Genomic DNA, 14927 nt, shown 5'->3' with positions numbered 1-14927 from the left:
AAAATTGAAAGGTGGATATACTACATGAAAGCTACATATCATGGACATTCAGTTGTACACATTGAAACAAACGGATATCATATTTGGATTGACCCATTTTTAAATGGAAATAAGCACACAGATATCAATCCGCAAGATGTGAAAGCAGATGTCATTTTACTGACACATGGACATGGAGATCACATCGGTGACACCATTGAAATCGCTAAAAACAATGATGCACTTGTTGTCGCGCCTTTCGAACTTGCCACGTATTTAAGCTGGCAAGGGGTGAAAACGCACCCGCTTTCTATTGGAGGCAGCCGTGAGTTTGAATTTGGTAAAGTGAAGCTCACGCAAGCGTTCCATGGTTCTGCTGTCATTGATGAAGAGGCACAGACAATTACGTATACAGGGATGCCATCAGGTATTTTATTTACCGCAGAGGGCAAAACAATTTATCATGCTGGAGACACTGCACTCTTTTCAGATATGAAACTGATTGGTGAGCTGAATCATATTGAGCTCGCATTCCTTCCAATTGGTGATAACTTCACGATGGGGCCGGAGGATGCAAGAATCGCAGCAGAATGGCTGCGGGCAAAACAGGTCGTTCCGATTCACTACAGCACATTCCCGCCAATTGAACAGGATCCGCATGCATTTGCAGACAGCCTGCATGGAGGCGTCGGTCATGTGTTAAACAGCGGGGAATCAATCGAGATTTAATCCCCATATGAAAAAAGCTGGCACACAAATGCCGGCTTTTTTGTTTGCCTTTATCTGCTGAAAGAAAAGACAAATTGCTATTAAAAGCCTCCTGCCCTTATAATGAAACATAGATGAAAACGCTGAAAACAAAAAGGGTGAACGGGATTGGCGACAAAGCATGAGCAAATTTTATCGTATATTGATTCATTAGATGTCGGGGAGAAAATTTCTGTCCGGCGCATAGCGAAAGAAATGAAAGTGAGTGAAGGCACCGCTTATCGGGCCATCAAAGATGCTGAAAATAAAGGATTCGTCAGTACCATTGAACGAGTCGGCACCATTCGAATTGAACAGAAGAAAAAAGAAAATATTGAAAAACTGACATATGCAGAAGTGGTTAATGTCATTGATGGACAGGTGCTTGGAGGACGAGCAGGCTTACATAAAACGTTAAATAAATTTGTCATCGGAGCGATGGAGCTGGATGCGATGATGCGCTATACGGCAGCTGGCAACCTGCTGATCGTCGGAAACCGGATCAATGCCCATAAGCAGGCATTAGAGGCAGGGGCGGCTGTGCTGGTCACTGGCGGATTCTCAACAGATGATGAAATTATTCAGCTCGCAGATGAGCTAGAGCTGCCAATTTTATCAACAAGCTACGATACATTTACCGTAGCGGCTCTCATTAACAGAGCCATTTATGACCAATTAATTAAAAAAGAGATTGTGCTTGTAGAAGATATTTTAACGCCGATTGAACGCACTGTGTATTTATCACCAGAGGATAAGCTTGAAAAATGGTATGAAAAGAATTATGAAACTGGCCACGGCCGTTTCCCGGTCGCAGATGATCAAATGAAGATTCACGGCATCCTCACCTCAAAGGATATTGCGGGGCATGACCGCTCCACACCGATTGAAAAGGTGATGACGAAAAATCCGCTGACGGTCATTGGCAAAACATCTGTCGCCTCAGCTGCCCAAATGATGGTGTGGGAAGGCATTGAGGTGCTGCCAGTTGTGGATGATCATGCGAAGCTGATCGGGATGATCAGCCGTCAGGATGTGCTCAAGGCGCTCCAAATGATTCAAAAGCAGCCGCAGGTCGGAGAAAAGCTGGATGATGTTGTCTCAAGAGGGTTTAAAGAAACTGATACAGAAAAACCAAAAGCAGATGCGGTTTATCAATATGAGGTCACCCCGCAAATGACGAACCAGCTTGGAAACATTTCATATGGGGTGTTCACACAAATTTTAATTGAATCAGCCAATCGCTTCTTAAAATCTCATAAAAAGGGCGAGCTGATCGTCGAGAGTCTTTCTGTCTACTTCTTAAAACCAGTTCAAATGGAATCCACAATCCAGATCAAGCCGAATATTTTAGAAGTAGGGCGCAAGTTTGGAAAGCTGGAAGTCGAGGTTTATCACCAATCGAATATCGTAGGTAAAGCGATGCTGATGGTGCAGCTGATGGAGAGGGGATAATGATAAAAAGGGCGAACCCATGTCGCCCCTTTCCTTATTACGCGTGATCTTTTTCGCCTTCCTTTAAAAAGAGCGGAAGGTAATGCTTGTAGGCTTTATACCCAGCCCACGTACTGCCGATACCGACAGCAACAAAAATAAATCCGATGACAAATGCGAGTGACGAGCGGTTTAAAAATAATTGATTCACACCGAAAAGCAGGACAAAGCAGCCAAGGGCCATACTGGATTTCGCCGACCAGAATTTTTTCTCAACTGGCCGGTTCGTACGGACATTTTTCGCTTTGTAGTATAAATAAAACATGGCAGAACAAATAATAAACACAATCAAAACAAGCATGTGCCAAGCCTCCATTGTAAGTGGTTACAACCCTATTTTAAACGTAAATAGGCTTGCTTACTAGAATAAATTGTCTATTCCTCACTTTTCCGTCACGATAGATTATGATTTAATAATAAAAAGAGTATCGCATGAGAAGGAGTTTTTATGAAAAAAGAACTGATTAGAACCATATCATTATATGACACCATCATCATTCATAGACATGTAAGACCAGATCCTGATGCGTATGGATCGCAGTGCGGCCTTACGGAAATCTTGCGTGCCACCTATCCAGAAAAAAATATTTATGCAACAGGAACCCCTGAGCCATCCCTTTCATTTTTATATGAACTCGATGAGGTACCAGACGACGTGTATAAAGGGGCCCTTGTCATTGTCTGTGATACGGCCAATCAAGCAAGAATTGATGATCAGCGCTATTTAATGGGCGATAAGCTGATGAAAATCGACCATCACCCGAATGAAGATCCTTATGGTGATTTGCTTTGGGTGGATACAGAGGCAAGCTCTGTGAGCGAGATGATTTATGAATTGTACTTAGAGGGGAAAGAAGAAGGATATCAGCTGAATACAAAGGCGGCTGAATTGATCTATGCCGGCATTGTAGGAGACACTGGCCGCTTCCTTTTCCCAAACACAACGAAAAAGACACTCAAATATGCAGGGGAACTCATCGAATATCCGTTTTCATCTTCAGATCTTTTCAATCAATTGTATGAGACAGATTTGAATGTCGTGAAATTAAATGGTTATATTTTTCAACATATTTCTTTGTCAGAGAACGGGGTTGCATCTGTGTTCATTAAGCGTGAAATTTTGGAATCGTTCCAAACAACAGCGCAGCAGGCCTCACAGCTTGTTGGGACACTAGGAAATATTGCAGGCATTAAGGCATGGGTCTTTTTTGTGGAAGAAAACGATCAGATTCGTGTCAGATTCCGCTCTAAAGGTGTCGTCATTAACACCATTGCGAAAAAATATCATGGCGGCGGCCACCCGCTTGCAGCCGGTGCGTCCATTTATGATTGGGCCGTAGCAGATGAGATTTTGCGAGATTTAGAAGAAGTATGTAAATCATCATCATAAGAGAGGAGGGATATGAAGTCCCTTCTCTCTTTTTTTGTCATGGAGAAAAGGGTTACTTGCATACAGGGATAAACCAGCAGCCGATGTCTGTTGAATCTTCATAGGCTTGGAGATTTTGATGCTTTAATTCTTTTTTAATTAAATGAGCCATCATTTCTGTCTCAGCATAAGCACACATGCCGTCTTTGATCCGGCTTGCTTTGTCTCGTGCCATTTGACGATAGCTGTAAACCTCCATTGTCCTCACCTCTTTCTATTTAAGATCTCGTTCTACTTTTAGTGTATAAAAATGAAGCGTGAAAAGCGATCATTGAGGGCAGAAATTCATAAAAATTCCACAACCTCCTTATTCAGCAAATGAAATACGTACTTCAAGTGAAAGCTTCGTATAAATTGTCAGCTCTGTCACTTTCGCTCGGTATGCCTTTTCCCGAATCGTATATTCTTTATTTTCCACTGTCCGTTTTAGTAATTCCTTTGTTTTATAGACACTTTCAATATCCTTTGTAATGACTTCTGAGATATCCTCCTTAACCTGATCTTCAAACTTTAGCGTATCTGGCTCTGGGATTTTATATTGCTCACGATTCACGAGATGAACATCTACGCTTTGGATCAGCAGCCGCTTCTTATTATCCTCATTTAACTTATGCAAATCTTCCCGATAGAGTGTGATTTGTTCCTTCAAACTGTCCATATGATGCTGCTGGCTTCTCAGCAGTGTCACTTGCTTTTCCTGAAAGGTTCCGTATGTAAAGAGAAAAATGAGCCAGCTTACAATCGCACCAAACATCATTCCTGCAAAAAAACGCTGCCAGCCTGGGCGTTTATACAGCTCCGGCACCCTCATGATGACACATGCTCCTGTGTAAGCCACGTAATAATGAGATACCCCGTTTGTGCGCCGCCCATGGCAGAGATAATTAATAAAATCTGCTTGAAAATATCACGCGTGTTTCCTTCGAAAATGCCTCGTTCAAAGCTATAAACAGCATCAAATGTTCCGCCGATAGCGGCGACAAGCGCCCAAATCTTTAAACGGTTGGCAAGACTAGTAATAATGGATAAAGGCGGCTGACCAGATAAATACGCACCAACACCGCCTATGATAGCACCACCCAAAATGACCCCAAGGGCGATAAAATAACAGCTGATAAAATTCGGAATAAAAGCTTCCTTCACATCCATTTTGTCCACCTCACTCTATTCAATATATGGTGTGTGCTGGACAAGTATGAACGGACAGAAAAGAAAGAACATTTGTTTCTCATCGCATCGCGTTTTATAATGAAAGAATGACTTTAGACGAAAGGAGTGGATTTAGCATGTCTTATGTTCATCTTCAGGTCCACAGTGGATACAGCTTGTTAAGCAGTGCAGCTAAAGTAAAGGAGCTTGTACTGAAAGCAAAAGAACTTGGCTGCAAGGCGCTCGCTCTTACCGATGACCATGTGATGTATGGAACGGTTGAATTTTATAAGGAATGTAAAAAACATGGCATCAAGCCGGTTATCGGTTTAACAGCTTCTGTCTTCATAGATGAACAAGAGACAGAGGCTTATCCCTTGGTACTCCTTGCAAAAAACAACGAAGGCTATCAAAACCTGATCAAAATCAGCAGTGTGCTGAAATCAAAATCAAAAGCCGGACTGAAAGAAAAATGGCTAAAAAGCTATCATCGCGGGCTCATTGCGATCACACCAGGTGCATCTGGGTATATTGAAACGCTTTTGCAGCATGATCAGATAGAAGAAGCGCGTGAAGCCGCAAAACAATTAAAGCATATATTCGGCGAGGGCCACGTGTACATCGCACTTCAGCCATTTCAGCAGGACGAATCGCTCACCAGCAAACTGCGGGACGTCTCACAAATTGTGGACATACCTCTTGTTGCGACGGGGGATGTTCACTACATCAATCGAGAGGATAAAATGGCTTATACGTGTTTAAAGGCTATTAAAGCAGGAGAGCAGCTTTCAGAGATAGAGGAAGACCGAGGAGAAAAGCATTTCAGATCCTTTGAAGAAATGTTGGAATGGTATAGAGATGATCGAGAGCTGCTGACAAGAACGGTGGAGATTGCAGACCGCTGCGAGGTCGATTTAAATCTTGGGCAGACAAAACTTCCATCCTATCCAACTCCTGATCAATCAACAGCAGATCAGTTTTTACGCAGAGTGTGCGCAGAAGGGATGAAGCAAAGAAAGATTGCTTCAAATGACACGTATGTCAAAAGACTTGAATATGAACTGAGCATTATCCAAAAAATGAATTTCAGTGATTATTTTCTCATTGTGTGGGATTTTATGAAGTATGCGCATGACAGAGGGATTGTCACAGGCCCTGGACGGGGATCAGCAGCGGGTTCACTTGTTGCATATGTTCTGTTTATTACGGATGTCGACCCGATCCGTCACGGTCTTTTATTTGAGCGCTTCTTAAATCCAGAGCGAATCAGTATGCCAGATATTGATATTGATTTCCCCGACACGAGAAGAGACGAAATCATTTCTTATGTAAAAGACAAATACGGAGACATGCATGTGGCGCAAATTGTCACGTTTGGAACACTTGCAGCAAAGGCTGCTTTAAGGGATGTTGGACGTGTGATGGGAATCGATTCAAAGGCAGCGGACCGTCTTGCCAAGCTGATTCCATCAAAGCCAGGAACGACGCTGAAAGAAGCGGTGACTGCATCTCCTGAATTAAAAACGATGCTTCAGCAATCTGAAGAGCTTCGAAAGGTCTTCCAAACTGCTTTAAAGGTAGAAGGCTTACCGAGACACACCTCGACACATGCAGCTGGCGTTGTGCTGAGCGAAGAGCCGCTGACAGAGGTCGTTCCGATTCAAGACGGCCATGAAGGTGTGTATTTAACGCAGTATGCCATGAATTATTTAGAAGATCTCGGACTTTTAAAGATGGACTTCTTAGGGCTCAGAAACTTAACATTAATTGAATCCATTAAAAACCAGATTGAAAGACAGGAAAACGTCCACATTAACTTTAGTGACATTTCATATGAGGATCAGAAAACGTTTGAATTGTTATCTGCGGGCGATACAACTGGAATATTCCAGCTTGAATCACAGGGAATGCGTCAGGTGCTGAGACGCCTGAAGCCGTCTAGTTTAGAAGATATCGTAGCGGTCAATGCCCTCTATCGTCCAGGTCCAATGGAAAATATCCCGCTTTTTATCGACCGAAAGCATGGCAGAGTCAAGGTCTCCTACCCTCATCCTGATTTGTATGACATATTAAAGGATACATATGGGGTCATCGTCTATCAGGAGCAAATCATGCTGATTGCAGCGAAGATGGCTGGTTTTCAGCTGGGCGAGGCTGATCTATTAAGAAGAGCTGTTTCGAAGAAGGATAAAAAGGTCCTTGATGAAGAGCGAAGCCATTTTGTTGAAGGATGCCTAAAAAAGGAGTATCCTGTTAACATTGCAAATGACGTTTATGACTTAATCGTCAAATTTGCAAACTATGGTTTTAATAGAAGCCATGCTGTTGCATATAGCATGATTGGCTTTCAGCTTGCTTATTTAAAAGCGCATTATCCGTTATATTTTATGTGCGGTCTTTTAACGAGTGTAATTGGAAATGAAGACAAAATTGCTCAATATTTCTATGAGGCGAAGGAAAAAGGGATATCTGTGTTGAAGCCTTCTATTAATAAGAGTGAGTTTCCATTTACGGTTGAAAAAGGGGAGATCCGCTACAGCTTAAGAGCGATTAAAAATGTCGGAGTGTCAGCTGTAAAGGATATATACAGGGCAAGACAGGAAAAGCCGTTTGAAGATTTATTCGATTTTTGCGCAAGAGTATCACCAAAGAGTGTCAACCGAAAAACGATTGAAGCGCTCATTTTTTCAGGGGCGATGGATGAGTTTTATCCCAATCGTGCTTCGTTATTAGCATCGATAGATATTGCGTTAGACCACGTGTCATTTTTAAATCCTGAGGATCAGCTGGACTTTCTTGGGGATACAACCTTCTCCATTAAGCCAAAATATGCGGAGATAGAAGAAATGCCGCTTGTTGATCTCCTGCAATTTGAAAAAGAGGCACTCGGGTTATATTTATCAAATCACCCAGTACAAGCATACCGAGACCGCTTAAGAGAGAATGGTGCAGTGGAAATAATCAGACTTTCTTCCTATATTAAGCGGAAGATTTCAATGGGTGGTCTTTTGACAAAAGTGAAATCGATTCGGACAAAAAATGGACAATCGATGGCATTTGTTACATTTGGGGATGAAACGGGAGAAATGGAAGGCGTCATCTTTCCAGAGCAATTTAGAAAGCTGTCCCCCTTACTTGAGGAGGGCACCATGCTTTATGTGGAAGGCAGAGTAGAGATCAGAAATGACAGCAGTCAAATCATCGTGCAAGAAGCTGCTTTGCTGGAAGAGATGGACGTAAAAAGAAAAGAGTCTGTCTACATTCGGGTGAAAGAAAAGAATCATACGCAGGAGCTGCTAGAGCAAGTAAAACGAGTCCTCTCGATGCACAGAGGAGAAGCAGATGTCTATTTGTATTATGAGAAGCAAAAAAAGACGATGAGACTTCCAGATGCATACAAAGTTCATGCAGATCATGCTGTGATTTTCCAGTTAAAAGAGCTGCTCGGTGAACAAAACGTTGTGATTAAATGATGACAAATCGCCTGAATATGTTTTACAAATTCACCTATTGTGTTATCATTTTAAAGATTCTGTGTATTTAAAACTGCCAGTATGTGCTTATCAATTTAGCAAATCATTAAATCATTTTCCACTTGAAGGAGTGTTCATCACATGTCATTAAGAGAAGAAGCATTACATATGCACAAAGAGAATCAAGGCAAACTCGAATCAAAATCAAAAGTACAAGTGAAAAATGCGAAAGACTTGAGCTTGGCTTATTCACCTGGTGTTGCAGAACCATGTAAAGATATTTATGACGACACAAGCAAAGTGTATGATTATACAATGAAAGGCAATATGGTCGCTGTTGTCACAGACGGAAGCGCTGTTTTAGGGCTTGGAAATATTGGTGCAGAAGCATCTCTTCCAGTAATGGAAGGGAAAGCCGTATTATTCAAAAGCTTTGCAGGCGTAGATGCCTTCCCAATCGCGCTTGCAACGAACGATGTAGACAAAATCGTTGAAACAGTGAAGCTTCTTGAGCCGACTTTTGGCGGTGTGAACCTTGAAGATATTGCAGCTCCTAACTGCTTTATCATTGAAGAGCGCTTGAAAAAAGAGACAAACATTCCAGTTTTCCACGATGATCAACACGGAACAGCCATTGTGACAGTAGCAGGACTTGTGAATGCACTGAAGCTTTCTGGAAAATCTATGTCTTCAATCAAAGTAGTGGCAAACGGCGCCGGGGCAGCAGGAATTGCGATTATCAAACTTCTTTATCATTTCGGTGTACGTGATATCATTATGTGTGATACGAAAGGTGCCATTTACGAAGGCCGCCCGAATGGTATGAATGCAGTGAAAAACGAAGTAGCTAAATTCACGAACCAAGACCGCAAAGAAGGTTCATTAGAAGAAGTCATTGAAGGCGCAGACGTCTTTATCGGGGTTTCTGTAGCAGGCGCTTTAACAAAAGAAATGGTTGGAAAAATGGCAAAAGATCCTGTCATCTTTGCTATGGCTAATCCAAATCCAGAGATTATGCCAGAAGATGCACATGCAGCAGGTGCAAGTGTTGTAGGAACTGGCCGTTCTGACTTCCCGAACCAAGTGAACAACGTACTGGCATTCCCAGGAATTTTCCGCGGAGCATTAGATGTACGTGCAACTCACATTAACGAAGAAATGAAAATCGCAGCTGTTGAAGCGATAGCGTCTCTTGTTTCAGATGAGGAATTGTCAGCTGAATATGTCATCCCTGCACCATTTGATGCACGCGTGGCACCAGCGGTAGCAAAAGCTGTGGCAAAAGCAGCAATGGAAACTGGCGTTGCAAGAATCAAAGTCGACCCAGAAGCGGTCGCTGAAAAAACAAGAAAATTAACGATTATCGGCGAATAATCAACTGGAAAAGTGTGCACGTTTTTTCTGAAATTGGAGGAAAAACGTGCAACATTTCCTCTCTTACGCGAAAAATTTTTCATCCGGAATGAGATTTTTTTGTAGACGTTCACAATTCAAACATATCAACTGCTCAGCGCCCCAAACACCTACTCATTTCTCATCAATTCCCCACTGAAAAAATTGAATGAAGGATGACAGCGTTTGACAAAAAAAGTACAATAGTTTCGGTACAGTTATGACATGTCCTATAATAGTGGATGTGCGTGTAAAGAAAAAACCCTTCAAAAAGGGAGGTAGTCATTTGTCAATCAAGAATATTTTCAGTAAAAAGAAAAAATATGCATCTGTACCCTCTGAACAGGCAAGCCAAGATGTGCCTGAAGGCATCATGACCAAATGTCCGCAATGTAAAAAAATAATGCTCACCAAAGAACTAGATAAAAATTTACGTGTTTGCATGAATTGCGGCAGACATTTGCAAATGAATGCAAAACAGCGTATCGAAAGCCTTGTAGATGAAGGCACATTTGAAGAATTTAACGGGCACCTCATTTCAGCAAACCCGCTCGGTTTCCCAGGCTACGAAGAAAAGCTTGAGAAAGACAGAGAAAAAACATCTTTGAATGAAGCCATTGTCACAGGTAAAGGTGAGATTGAAGGCCAAAGTGCTGTCATTGCTGTCATGGATGCCACGTTCCGTATGGGCAGCATGGGATCGGTTGTTGGTGAAAAGATCACACTGGCGATCGAGAAAGCAAAAGCGGACAAGGTGCCGTTTATTATCTTTACTGCATCTGGTGGAGCGAGAATGCAAGAGGGAATTCTCAGTCTGATGCAGATGGCAAAAACAAGTTCAGCATTAAAACTGTTCAGCGAAGATCAAGGGCTGATTATCTCTGTGATGACGAACCCAACAACTGGCGGTGTATCAGCTAGTTTTGCGTCTCTCGGTGATTACAACTTTGCAGAACCGGGTGCTTTAATTGGTTTTGCAGGCCGAAGAATCATTGAACAAACGATTCGTGAAGACCTGCCAGAGGACTTCCAAACGGCTGAATTTTTAATGAAGCATGGACAGCTTGATGCTGTCATCCATCGTGCAGAAATGAAAGAAACACTAGGCCGAATCTTAGCGCTACACAGCACAGGAGGTGAACGAGAGTGGCTGGAGAACTAGAATTTGAAAAACCTGTCATTGAACTTCGAGCGAAAATTGATGAACTGAAAAAGTTCACACAAAACTCAGAAATGGATTTAAGTGCAGAAATTGAGCGCCTTGAAACGCGTCTGAGCAAGCTTGAAGCAGACATTTATACAAATTTAAAGCCGTGGGACAGAGTGCAGATTGCTCGGCATGCGATGCGCCCAACAACTCTCGATTACATTCAAGAGCTGTTTGACAACTTTTTCGAATGTCACGGTGACCGTTTTTATGGTGATGATGAAGCGATCGTTGGAGGAATTGCCACGTTTAAAGGGCTTCCTGTCACTGTTATTGGTCATCAGCGCGGTAAAGATACAAAAGAAAACTTGCGCCGTAATTTCGGAATGCCTCATCCAGAAGGCTACCGTAAAGCGCTGCGTTTGATGAAACAAGCAGATAAATTTAATCGCCCGATCATTTGCTTTATTGATACAAAAGGAGCTTATCCTGGTAAAGCAGCTGAAGAGCGCGGACAAAGTGAAGCAATTGCGAAAAACCTATTCGAAATGGCAGGACTTCGTGTACCGGTTGTCTGTATTGTCATTGGAGAAGGCGGAAGCGGCGGCGCACTAGGCCTAGGCGTAGGAAACCACCTATTCATGCTAGAAAACTCAACGTATTCAGTGATTTCACCTGAAGGTGCAGCAGCACTGCTCTGGAAGGACTCATCACTTGCGAAAAAAGCTGCAGAATCAATGAAAATTACCGCTCCAGACCTAAAAGAATTAGATATTATAGATGATGTTATTAAAGAAGTGCAAGGTGGAGCACATCGAGACGTGAAACAACAAGCAGCCTACATGGAAAATGTATTAAAACAATCACTTACATCTTTGCTCAAACTAACACCTGAAGAACTAGTCGAACAAAGATATGAAAAATACAAAGCAATCGGGAAAGTATCGATTGAAAATCAATATATTGGGGTAAACTAAATAAACGTACAGCCTTTTTGGCTGGCGTTTATTTTTTTCATCTTTTTTCATGAAAACCGACCTCATGTAAGCGCTATTTGAAAATAATTTTCTTTTGTTTTCATAAAATTTGAAACGTCTGAAAACCTTGATATGATAAGGTTTATAGCACTTGCCTTTACAGATTTCAGAGAGATTTGCTTTCACGACGTTCTTAACTTTTGTTTAAAAACGGTTTATTTAATTGTATAATAAGTACGGTTTTAGAAATTCGTATTGAAAACATCCAAATTTGCTCATGATTGTTTTCAAGCAGTGGAAATGGTATGTTTAATTCATATATGGTCTCTGAGGTGAAAAAGATGAAGCGTATAGGAGTTTTAACAAGCGGTGGGGATTCCCCAGGAATGAATGCAGCTGTGCGCGCAGTTGTAAGGAAAGCAATTTACCATAATGTTGAAGTTTACGGTATTTATAATGGATACTCAGGTCTAATTAACGGTAAAATTGAGAAACTCGAAATAGGTTCGGTAGGCGATATCATTCATCGTGGAGGAACAAAACTTTACACGGCAAGATGTCCTGAATTCAAGACAGTTGAAGGTCGTGAAAAGGGAATTGAAAACTTAAAAAAATTCGGTATTGAAGGACTTGTAGTCATTGGTGGAGACGGGTCATTTATGGGAGCGAAGAAATTAACAGAGCTCGGTTTTCCATGTGTAGGTGTCCCTGGCACGATTGACAACGATATTCCAGGTACTGATTTCACTATTGGCTTTGATACAGCACTGAATACTGTCATTGATGCCATTGATAAAATTCGTGATACAGCCACATCTCATGAACGTACATACGTAGTGGAAGTAATGGGAAGACATGCTGGTGATATTGCCCTTTGGTCAGGTCTTGCGGGCGGAGCCGAATCTATTTTGATTCCTGAAGCAGACTATGACATGGACGAAATTATTGCTAGGTTAAGAAGAGGTCACGAGCGCGGCAAGAAGCATAGTATTATTATCGTTGCAGAAGGCGTAGGCAGCGGTGTTGAATTTGGTAAGCGGATTGAAGAGGAGACAAGCCTTGAAACACGTGTATCTGTCTTAGGACATATTCAGCGCGGAGGTTCTCCGAGTGCATTTGACCGTGTACTGGCAAGCCGTTTAGGAGCATACGCAGTCGAGCTTCTCCTTGAAGGACAAGGCGGACGCTGTGTAGGCATTCAAAGCAATGAACTTGTCCATCATGATATTTTAGAAATCTTAGATAAAAAACATACAGTCGATAAAAATATGTACCGACTTTCACAAGAGCTCTCTATATAAAACGAGAAGACCTTAGGAGGAACAGTAATGAGAAAGACAAAAATCGTTTGTACAATCGGTCCAGCAAGTGAAAGCATTGAAAAGCTGACTGAATTGATTGAAGCAGGAATGAATGTAGCCAGACTAAACTTCTCCCACGGAGATTTTGAAGAGCATGGTGCACGCATTGAAAACATACGTAAAGCAGGTAAAACATTAGGCAAGGACATTGCGATCCTTCTAGATACAAAAGGTCCAGAGATCCGTACACGTACAGTTGAAAACGGCTCAATTGAGCTAGTCGCTGGTGCTGATCTTATCGTGAGTATGGAAGACATTGTTGGAAATACGGAAAAAATTAGTGTGACATACGAAGATTTAATTCATGATGTAGAAGTAGGTTCAACGATTCTATTAGATGATGGTCTGATTGGTTTAGAAGTAAAAGAAATTAACAAGGACCGCAAAGAAATCGTCACTAAAGTCATGAATACAGGCACGCTCAAAAACAAAAAAGGCGTCAACATACCTGGCGTCAGTGTGAACCTGCCAGGTATTACAGAAAAGGATGCTAATGATATTCTGTTTGGAATTGAACAAGGCGTCGATTTCATCGCAGCTTCTTTTGTTAGACGAGCTTCTGATGTTCTTGAAATTCGTGAGCTTCTTGAAAAGAACAATGCGACTGATATTCAAATCATTCCTAAGATTGAAAACCAAGAGGGTGTTGATAACATCGACGAAATCCTTGAGGTATCTGACGGTTTAATGGTTGCGCGTGGAGATCTTGGTGTAGAGATCCCGGCAGAAGAAGTACCGCTTGTTCAAAAAATGCTGATCAAAAAATGCAATCGTTTAGGCAAGCCTGTCATCACAGCGACTCAAATGCTGGACAGCATGCAGCGTAACCCTCGTCCAACCCGCGCGGAAGCAAGTGACGTGGCCAATGCTATTTTTGACGGTACAGATGCAATTATGCTTTCTGGTGAAACAGCAGCAGGAACATATCCAGTAGAAGCTGTACAAACGATGCATAACATTGCATCACGTTCAGAAGAAGCACTAAACTATAAAGCAATTCTTTCCCGTAGAAGCGAAGAAGTAGAAGTCAGCATTACAGATGCGATCGGTCAATCTGTTGTACATACAGCAATGAAGCTTGATGTGGCAGCAATTGTGACGCCTACGGAAAGTGGACATACAGCAAGAATGATTTCAAAATATAGACCAAAAGCACCAATCGTAGCAGTTACAGCAAACGAATCAGTGGCAAGAAAGCTTTCACTCGTATTCGGTGTATTTGCAAAGAGCGGATCAAAAACGACGTCTACTGATGAAATGCTTGAGAATGCAGTAGAGAAGTCTATTGAAACAGGCTATGTAAGACACGGCGATTTAATCGTGATTACAGCAGGTGTGCCAGTTGGTGAAACAGGTACGACGAACTTAATGAAAGTATATGTTGTCGGTGACATCATTGCGAAAGGTCAAGGTATTGGCCGTAAATCTGCATTTGGACCGGTTGTCATTGCACAAAGCGGAAAAGAAGCAGAAGAAAAAATGTACGACGGTGCGATCCTAGTCGCAAACTGCACAGATCGTGATATGATGGGAGCTTTAGAAAAAGCATCTGCCCTTATCACAGAAGAAGGCGGTTTAACAAGCCATGCAGCTGTTGTTGGATTAAGCCTTGGCATTCCAGTAATTGTAGGTCTTGACGGCGCAACAACACTATTAAAAGAAGGCGAAGAGATTACAGTAGATCCAGCACGCGGAGCGATCTACAAAGGCCGTGCTAGCGTCCTTTAAATCATCCAAGAGGGGAGTTGTCTGACTCCTCTCTTTTTTTATGTTACACTAAAA

At 42.1% G+C, this 14927-nt stretch carries 13 protein-coding genes; 9 read left to right on the top strand and 4 right to left on the bottom strand.

From position 1 onward, the window contains the following. The first annotated feature begins 24 nt into the window (after positions 1-24). Positions 25-708, top strand: a complete 684-nt coding sequence (locus tag MHI46_RS13655; protein WP_039180583.1) for a metal-dependent hydrolase — start codon at positions 25-27, stop codon at positions 706-708. Positions 709-855: 147 nt separating this feature from the next. Next, entirely contained in the window at positions 856-2178 is a 1323-nt protein-coding gene (locus tag MHI46_RS13650; RefSeq protein ID WP_039180580.1) for a CBS domain-containing protein, read from the top strand. 37 nt (positions 2179-2215) lie between these two features. Here the strand turns inward: MHI46_RS13650 and MHI46_RS13645 are convergent, their stop codons facing one another. Further along, positions 2216-2518 carry a YtpI family protein gene (locus tag MHI46_RS13645; RefSeq protein ID WP_003216665.1) on the bottom strand — a complete coding sequence of 101 codons (303 nt, stop codon included), beginning with the start codon at positions 2516-2518 and terminating at the stop codon, positions 2216-2218. A gap of 147 nt (positions 2519-2665) precedes the next feature. Here MHI46_RS13645 and MHI46_RS13640 point away from each other — a divergent pair, with 147 nt between their 5' ends. Beyond that, on the top strand, positions 2666-3607 hold the full coding sequence (locus MHI46_RS13640; RefSeq protein ID WP_024424800.1) for a bifunctional oligoribonuclease/PAP phosphatase NrnA: 942 nt from the start codon (positions 2666-2668) through the stop codon (positions 3605-3607). A 52-nt stretch (positions 3608-3659) separates the two neighbouring features. Here the strand turns inward: MHI46_RS13640 and MHI46_RS13635 are convergent, their stop codons facing one another. The 3 genes from MHI46_RS13635 to MHI46_RS13625 all read right to left on the bottom strand — a co-directional run bounded on the left by MHI46_RS13635 (position 3660) and on the right by MHI46_RS13625 (position 4795). Further along, on the bottom strand, positions 3660-3845 hold the full coding sequence (locus MHI46_RS13635; protein WP_003216400.1) for a hypothetical protein: 186 nt from the start codon (positions 3843-3845) through the stop codon (positions 3660-3662). Positions 3846-3953: 108 nt separating this feature from the next. After that, on the bottom strand, positions 3954-4457 hold the full coding sequence (gene ytrI / locus MHI46_RS13630; RefSeq protein WP_003216226.1) for a sporulation membrane protein YtrI: 504 nt from the start codon (positions 4455-4457) through the stop codon (positions 3954-3956). Next, a complete protein-coding gene (locus tag MHI46_RS13625; protein ID WP_024424798.1) occupies positions 4454-4795 on the bottom strand; it encodes a YtrH family sporulation protein in 342 nt (113 codons plus the stop codon). The genes ytrI and MHI46_RS13625 overlap by 4 nt, the downstream gene beginning before the upstream one ends. 137 nt (positions 4796-4932) lie before the next feature. Here MHI46_RS13625 and dnaE point away from each other — a divergent pair, with 137 nt between their 5' ends. The 6 genes from dnaE to pyk all read left to right on the top strand — a co-directional run bounded on the left by dnaE (position 4933) and on the right by pyk (position 14873). Then, positions 4933-8268, top strand: coding sequence for a DNA polymerase III subunit alpha (gene dnaE, locus MHI46_RS13620; protein ID WP_342502897.1), 3336 nt, complete (start codon positions 4933-4935; stop codon positions 8266-8268). Positions 8269-8409: 141 nt separating this feature from the next. Next, positions 8410-9642 carry a malic enzyme-like NAD(P)-binding protein gene (locus tag MHI46_RS13615; RefSeq protein WP_025092260.1) on the top strand — a complete coding sequence of 411 codons (1233 nt, stop codon included), beginning with the start codon at positions 8410-8412 and terminating at the stop codon, positions 9640-9642. Positions 9643-9946: 304 nt separating this feature from the next. Beyond that, positions 9947-10822 carry an acetyl-CoA carboxylase, carboxyltransferase subunit beta gene (gene accD, locus MHI46_RS13610; RefSeq protein ID WP_034279640.1) on the top strand — a complete coding sequence of 292 codons (876 nt, stop codon included), beginning with the start codon at positions 9947-9949 and terminating at the stop codon, positions 10820-10822. Beyond that, the gene (accA, locus tag MHI46_RS13605) at positions 10807-11784 is read left to right on the top strand and encodes an acetyl-CoA carboxylase carboxyl transferase subunit alpha (protein ID WP_039180569.1); all 978 of its coding nucleotides are present in this window, start codon (positions 10807-10809) and stop codon (positions 11782-11784) included. Before accD ends, accA begins: the two co-directional genes overlap by 16 nt. Positions 11785-12125: 341 nt before the next feature. Further along, entirely contained in the window at positions 12126-13085 is a 960-nt protein-coding gene (gene pfkA / locus MHI46_RS13600) for a 6-phosphofructokinase (RefSeq protein WP_024424794.1), read from the top strand. A gap of 27 nt (positions 13086-13112) precedes the next feature. Further along, a complete protein-coding gene (gene pyk / locus MHI46_RS13595) occupies positions 13113-14873 on the top strand; it encodes a pyruvate kinase (protein ID WP_342502896.1) in 1761 nt (586 codons plus the stop codon). Positions 14874-14927: the final 54 nt, after the last annotated feature.

Origin of the sequence: Bacillus sp. FSL K6-1000, from assembly GCF_038630785.1 — a bacterium.
GTDB classification, from domain to species: Bacteria; Bacillota; Bacilli; order Bacillales; family Bacillaceae; genus Bacillus; species Bacillus safensis.
The sequence above is the reverse complement of the archived record's forward strand: the minus strand, read 5'-3'. Positions and strand labels throughout refer to the sequence as shown.

Excerpts from the sequence above, each read along its gene's own strand:
- MHI46_RS13655 (WP_039180583.1), top strand. The coding sequence starts at position 25 with ATGAAAGCTACATATCATGGACATTCAGTTGTACACATTGAAACAAAC.
- MHI46_RS13645 (WP_003216665.1), bottom strand. The coding sequence starts at position 2,518 with ATGCTTGTTTTGATTGTGTTTATTATTTGTTCTGCCATGTTTTATTTA.
- MHI46_RS13640 (WP_024424800.1), top strand. The coding sequence starts at position 2,666 with ATGAAAAAAGAACTGATTAGAACCATATCATTATATGACACCATCATC.
- MHI46_RS13635 (WP_003216400.1), bottom strand. The coding sequence starts at position 3,845 with ATGGAGGTTTACAGCTATCGTCAAATGGCACGAGACAAAGCAAGCCGG.
- ytrI (WP_003216226.1), bottom strand. The coding sequence starts at position 4,457 with ATGAGGGTGCCGGAGCTGTATAAACGCCCAGGCTGGCAGCGTTTTTTT.
- MHI46_RS13625 (WP_024424798.1), bottom strand. The coding sequence starts at position 4,795 with ATGGATGTGAAGGAAGCTTTTATTCCGAATTTTATCAGCTGTTATTTT.
- dnaE (WP_342502897.1), top strand. The coding sequence starts at position 4,933 with ATGTCTTATGTTCATCTTCAGGTCCACAGTGGATACAGCTTGTTAAGC.
- MHI46_RS13615 (WP_025092260.1), top strand. The coding sequence starts at position 8,410 with ATGTCATTAAGAGAAGAAGCATTACATATGCACAAAGAGAATCAAGGC.
- pfkA (WP_024424794.1), top strand. The coding sequence starts at position 12,126 with ATGAAGCGTATAGGAGTTTTAACAAGCGGTGGGGATTCCCCAGGAATG.
- pyk (WP_342502896.1), top strand. The coding sequence starts at position 13,113 with ATGAGAAAGACAAAAATCGTTTGTACAATCGGTCCAGCAAGTGAAAGC.